We start from the raw sequence: 6450 nt of genomic DNA, 5'->3' as shown, positions 1-6450 counted from the left end.
CTCGTCGCTCAACCCGTTTCGTCTCGCCTTCGGCTCGCTCAACGACCCGAGAACGCAGCGCGAGGGGCAGAACTCGACCCCGGTGCGGAGGGTGCACCGGGGTCGAGTTGTCTATGCGGCGGTTAGGCCTGCATGCGACGGTGGCGGATCACTGCGATCGCACCGACCGTCATGAGTGCCAGGGCCAGCGCGCTCACGCCGAGCCACTGTGCGGCCTCGCCACCGGTGACGGCCAGCGCGCCGACCGCAGTGGTCACGCTGTCCTCATCGGTGACCTCCGGACCCGAGGGCGGAGTACCGGTGACGCTCGCGTCGTTCTTCACGCTGCCGGCCGCGCGGTCAGATGCCGTGATGACGTACGACGCGGTAGCCGTGACCGAATCGCCCGGTGCGAGCACACCGGCCTCGGCCGGCCACTCACCGTAGACGATCTCCGACAGGCCCTCGAGCTCGTCGGCGATCGACACGTTCGTCAGCGTCACATCGCCCGTGTTGACGACGGCGAACTCGTACGAGATCGTGTCGCCGCTGACGGCGCCGGTCTTCTCGAGCACGATGCCCGGGTTCTGCGGCACCGGCTGGTCGAAGTCGTCCTCGTCCGTCACCGGCGTGCCGCTCGGCGGGGTGCCCGTGGTCGTCGCGGTGTTCTCGACGATCCCGGCATCCCGGTCCGCCTGCGTCAGCGCGTACGACGCGGTCGCCGTGACCGACTGTCCAGGAGCGAGCGTTCCGGCAGCAACCGGCCACTCGCCGTAGGCGATGTCCGACAGGCCCTCCAGCTCATCAGCGATCGACACGTCTGTGAGCGTCACATCGCCGGAGTTGGTCGCTGTGAACACATATGAGATCGTGTCGCCGTCAAGCGAGCCGGTCTTCTCGAGCACGATGCCCGGGTTCTGCGGCACCGGCTGGTCGAAGTCATCCTCGTCCGTCACCGGCGTGCCGCTCGGCGGGGTGCCCGTTGTCGTCGCGGTGTTCTCGACGATCCCGGCATCCCGGTCCGCCTGCGTCAGCGCGTACGACGCCGTCGCCGTGACCGACTGCCCAGGCGCAAGCACTCCGGCAGCACCGGGCCACTCGCCGTAGGCGATCTCAGACAGCCCCTCGAGCTCGTCGGCGATCGACACGCCCGTGAGGGTCACGTTGCCCGTGTTCGTCGCCGTGAACTCGTACGCGATCGAGTCTCCCTCGAGCGAGCCGGTCTTGATCAGGGAGACACCGGGTGCCTGTGGCACCGGCTGGTCGAAGTCGTCCTCGTCGGTGACCGGCGTGCCGGTGGGCGGGGTGCCCGTGGTCGTCGCCATGTTCTCGACGATCCCGGCATCCCGGTCCGCCTGTGTCAGCGTGTACGACGCGGTCGCTGTGACCGACTGTCCAGGAGCGAGCGTTCCGGCAGCAACCGGCCACTCGCCGTAGGCGATGTCCGACAGGCCCTCCAGCTCATCAGCGATCGACACGTTCATCAGCGTCACGTCGCCGGTGTTCGTGGCCGTGAACTCGTAGTCGATGGCGTCGCCGTCGAGCACGCCGGTCTTGACGAGCGAGATGCCCGGGTTCGACTCGAGCGGCTGGTCGAAGTCATCCTCGTCCGTCACCGGCGTACCGGTCGGCGGGGTGCCCGTGGTCGTGGCGGTGTTCTCCACGGTGCCGGCATCCCGGTCTGCCTGCGTCAGCGTGTAGGACGCCGTCGCGGTAACTGTCTGTCCCGGCGTGAGCACACCGGCGGCACCGGGCCACTGGCCGTAGGTGATCTCCGACAGGCCCTCGAGCTCGTCGGCGATCGACACGTTCGTGAGGGTCACGTTGCCGTTGTTGGTCGCGGTGAACTCGTAGGCGATGGTGTCGCCGTCGAGCACGCCGGTCTTGACGAGCGAGATGCCGGGAGCCTGCGGCACCGGAAGGTCGAAGTCGTCCTCATCCGTGACAGGCGTACCGGTCGGCGGGGTGCCCGTTGTCGTGGCCGTGTTCTCCACGATGCCGGCATCCCGATCGGTCTGCGTCAGCGCGTACGACGCGGTCGCCGTGACCGACTGCCCAGGAGCGAGCGTTCCGGCAGCAACCGGCCACTGGCCGTACGTGATCTCCGACAGGCCCTCGAGCTCGTCGGCGATCGACACGTTCGTCAGCGTCACGTTGCCGTTGTTGGTCGCGGTGAACTCGTAGGAAGCGGTGTCGCCCTCGAGCGAGCCGGTCTTGACCAGCGAGATGCCCGGGTTCGATGCGAGCGGCTGGTCGAAGTCGTCTTCATCCGTCACCGGGGTGCCCATCGGCGGCGTGCCGGTGGTGGTGGCGGTGTTCTCGACGATGCCGGCATCAAGGTCGGCCTGGGTGACGGTGTAGGAAGCTGTCGCAGCGACCGACTCTCCGGAGCCGAGCACACCCGCATCTGCGGGCCACGCCGTGTAGACGATGTCCGACAGGCCCTCGAGCTCATCGGTGATCGATACGTTCGTGAGCGTCACGTTGCCGGTGTTCGTCGCGGTGAACTCGTACCCGATGGTGTCGCCGTCGAGCACGCCGGTCTTGACCAGCGAGATACCGGCGATGAGTTCAGGAAGCTCGACCAGTGCGGGCGATTCGTCGCTGACGCGGTCACCTGCAGGCGGCAAGCCTGTGGTTGTTGCCGTGTTGGTGACTTCGCCGGCTGTGATGTCGGCGCCTGTGAGTTCGTAGGTTGCCGAGGCATTCACCGATTGCCCGGGTTCGAGCACTCCGGGCGCTCCCGGCCAGGCGCTGAACTCGATGTTCGACAGACCCGGCTTGGGGTCGGCGAGGATCACGTCCGTGAGCGTGACCGTTCCGTCGTTGGTGACGGTGAAGTCGTAGTTCACGGTGTCACCCTCGATGCCGATGCCACCGGGCGCGAGCGTCCCGGTCTTCTCGAGGTCGATCGATGCGCACTTCTCGTTGACGATGTTGATCAGGGTCGCCTGGAGCTGGTTGAATCCGGCGACGTAGTAGTCGCTGTCTTCATTCGGCCCGGAGATCTGCTGGATGTGCTCACGGAACTCAGCGAGACCGTCGCCCTCGAGGTTGTCGCTGACGCCGATCGGGATGATCCGGGTGTCTTCCGCCTTGAGCGCGTTCGCACTCGTGACGGCTGCATCGATCACGGCCTGGTCGGTGCTGCCGCCCGGGCCCGCGGCGGGGCTGCCGTACTGCGTCGGGTTGCCGTCGGTCAGGAACAGCAGCGCGTCGTAGTCTTCGTCCGAGGCGGTGACTGCGGTGAACGCGCGGTCCCAGTTGGTGCCGCCCTGCATCTCAGCGGGCCGCTCGACATCGTTGACGTATGAACTGATCGCTTCGACACCGGAGGCCCCGGCGACCGAGGTCAGCGGCAACGGCGCATTCACGGATGCTGTCGTCGCGGGCGCGTTCGATGCGAAGGTGTGCACGGCGAACTTGACCGGGTACCCTTCGAGCGCGTTGACAAGCCCGCTCAGCTCTTGGCGAGTCTGCTTGAGCTGGTCTTTGGTCACAGAGTTCGACAGGTCGATGCTGATCGCGAGATCCATCGAGCAGTTCTCCGACAGCGGTGGGTTCGCGTCCACCGGCACTTCCGATTCGACCGCGTTCGCGGAAGCTGTGCCCCCGAGGGCCATCGCGGCGGCGAGAGTCGCGGCCACAGCCCCCTTCGCGGCAAAGCGCGCGCGTCTGCGCGGCAGTTCAGGACGTGTTTGTTTCACGTGAATGACTCCTCTTGCTCCCCAGGCGCGCACCAATTCAGACATGAGAACGCGCGGCAGTCGGGTAACCGCCGACGCGACACTATCCAGCCGCGAGTGCCCCGATTGCCCGGGATGACCCGACTTCACCCTCGGATTCACCCCAGTGGCTGAGGTGAGGAGACGCTCACGCTGACGCGAAGGGGAGCCTCACCCTCCGGGCGAAGGGGCGCAACGGAGGGTGAGACTCGGCTGCCTGCTGTTGGGGAGGTCGCGAGGCAGCGTTTACCTCGTACGCCGTTCCCCACCGGCATACGAGGAGCGCAATCGGCGCACCTGCGATCGTGCCGTCCGTGACACGCGCGATCTTGAGATCCGCGCCGATTTCACCCCGCGCTTCACCCGCGCTGAGGATGAAGCGGATATCGCCACTCGCAGCGGTGACTGCTCGTTCCTCATGACCGTGGAGCTACACGCCGTCCCTCGCGGAGTCGGCGGGGCTCACCCGCAGCACCCCATGTGCGCCGGCGACGGCGAGCGCCTCGTCGCGCGAGCTCGCGCGGAGCTTGCGGTAGAGGCTGCGCCGCTGAGATTTGACCGTGTTGACCGAGACGTGCAGACGCTGCGCGATCTCGGTCACGCTCGCACTGTGCACGAGCTCGCCGAGGATCACGCGCTCGCGCACGGTGAGCCGGGGTGCGGCATCCGCGGATGGCAGGCTCGGCGCCGGCCACGTGAAGATGTCGCCGAACAGCGCACGGTCGTCGTCGGCGACGAGCAGATAGGGCGCGCTGAGTCCGTGGGCGTCGGTGATGGTGCGTGCGCGGCGGGCAGCGACGGCGGCTTCGTCGTCGCGTCCGAGTCGTCGCAGAACGACCGCGTCGAAAACGGCCACGCTCGCGCGGTCGCGCGGGCTCTCCACGGCGATGTCTGCGAGCACTGTTCGCGCTCGCTCGAACTGGCCCTCGAAGACCAGCACGCGCGCCGCGCCGATCTGCACGGGCAACTGGTCGCCGGGGCGGGAGGTGAGCGCGCGGGCCGCGTCGAGATCACCGGCCGCGAGCGCGAGGGACGAGTCCGTCAGGTCGAGGATCCGAGCCTGCACGCGCGACAGTCGCGATCCACGGCGGCGGCGGAGGGCGCGAAATCTCTCGAGTCCGGCATCCGCTTCTCCCCTGGCGATGGCGACGAGCGCGCGCAGGTGGGCGAGCATCGGCCAGTACTCGATCGTGTCGATGATGTGCCAGATGCTGTCGAGTGATTCGTCGGCGCGGTCGAAGTCACCGCTCTCGATGAACAGCCGTGCCTGCGCCATGCGCAGGAGGGTGCCGGCGTAGTCCCCCAGGAGGCTGGGGTCCCAGGTGCGCTGCAGGGCGGTGTCGACCCAGTCCTGGGCGGTGGCGAGGTCGCCGGCTTCTGCGTGGAGGTGGGCGATGCCGCCGAACGAGATGAGCTCGAGGGCGGGTCGCGTCGAGGTGCCGAGCGTCCGTTCGAACTGCACGGCCGCCTCGTCGGGCTGCCCGCCGTTCAAGAGGCTGATGGCGGAGTGGTTCCGCAGGTCTCCCAGCAGTCCCTCGATCGCCCGCAACTGCGCCGGCGGCAGCTCGTCGAGGATCCGCGTCGCCGCCCGGGCGGCTTTGACGCCGCCGTCTCCGAGCCCGATCAGGCGCTGCAGCACCGACTCGATGACGCGCAGCAGTGCACGCTCGCTCGATCCGGAAGGGGCGGTGCCTGCGCCGAGGAGGGCGGAGCCCATCAGCTCGAAGGCGCGCAGCCGGTATTCGTGGCGGGCGTTGTAGATCAGCGCGAGGGCGAGCGCGGTGACCGGCCAGCGCCGCAGCTGCCCCCGGTGGAAGCCGTGCAGCCGAGCGCCGATCTGAGCGCCGTGCTGGGTGAGCAGCGGCATCCCACCGCCGCGCAGGGCGGCGTCGACGGTCGCGAGCGATCCGGATGCCGCGCCCTCGACGAGTGCGCCGTACCAGGCGCCCTGCTTCAGCAGCATCCGCGCAGCGTCGTCGTGCACGGCATCCGCATCATCTGCCGGGTGCGCGCGCAGGGTCGCGGCGCGCACCGGGCGGTGAGGACGAACAGCGGGTGCCCGGCGTATGAGGCCCACGCGCCGAGTCCCGCGCGCTCTGTCTGCACGATGAAGTCGTCCGGCCCGCCCAGGGCGGTCACGAGCTCGCCGGTGAGAACTTCGGGGATCGCGAGCCGGGCATGCTCGGCGGCGAGCGCGCCGGGAGGGAGCGCGGCGAGCACCTCGTCCATGACGGGCCCGCCGATGGTCTTGAGCCACACGACGGCGCGCAGAGCCGCGGGCAGCCCACCGGTGACGACGTGCGCTGCGGCGGGGGCGAACTGCGATCCCCGCTGCGCGAGGTAATCGCGGGTCTCAGCGGGGGTGAACATCAGGTCCTGGACGGTCTCGACGTCTTCGCCGCGAGGCAGCGACTGCGCGCTGCGCACGGCGAGGCGGATGAGCAGGCCCGGCCGGGTGGCACGCAGTTCGCGCAGGCGCTGCCAGTCGTCGGCCGTCAGGTCGTCGGCGTCGTCGATGACGAGCACGTCGCAGCCCGGATCGGGGATGCCGCCGGTCGTACGCCACGCGACGCGCTCGTGCTGCGATGCCCACTGCCGGAGCAGTGTGGTCGCACCCGCGCCGATCGGGCCGACGAGGGCGACGACCGGGGCGAGCGAGTCCAGCGCCGCGAGAAGACGCGGCCGGTGGAGTGCGCTGGGAGCGTCGGTCGACGACACTCCCCCAGATCTCATGGGCTCCAGCTTA

At 68.9% G+C, this 6450-nt stretch carries 3 protein-coding genes; all 3 read right to left on the bottom strand.

Annotated features, from left to right (window positions below; genetic code table 11):
- Positions 1-122 precede the first annotated feature (122 nt).
- The 3 genes from ACTICP_RS09220 to ACTICP_RS09210 all read right to left on the bottom strand — a co-directional run bounded on the left by ACTICP_RS09220 (position 123) and on the right by ACTICP_RS09210 (position 6437).
- Complete coding sequence (locus tag ACTICP_RS09220) at positions 123-3686, bottom strand: DUF7507 domain-containing protein (RefSeq protein ID WP_441891631.1); 3564 nt, start codon at positions 3684-3686, stop codon at positions 123-125.
- Positions 3687-4134: 448 nt separating this feature from the next.
- Positions 4135-5736 (bottom strand): LuxR C-terminal-related transcriptional regulator, encoded by a 1602-nt coding sequence (locus tag ACTICP_RS09215; RefSeq protein WP_441891630.1) that lies wholly within the window; start codon positions 5734-5736, stop codon positions 4135-4137.
- The gene (locus ACTICP_RS09210; RefSeq protein WP_441891629.1) at positions 5658-6437 is read right to left on the bottom strand and encodes a hypothetical protein; all 780 of its coding nucleotides are present in this window, start codon (positions 6435-6437) and stop codon (positions 5658-5660) included. The genes ACTICP_RS09215 and ACTICP_RS09210 overlap by 79 nt, the downstream gene beginning before the upstream one ends.
- Positions 6438-6450: the final 13 nt, after the last annotated feature.

It is taken from the genome of Microbacterium sp., from assembly GCF_052102115.1.
Lineage (GTDB): Bacteria > Actinomycetota > Actinomycetes > Actinomycetales > Microbacteriaceae > Microbacterium.
Note: the sequence above shows the minus strand (reverse complement) of the source record. Positions and strands in the feature narration are given on the sequence as shown.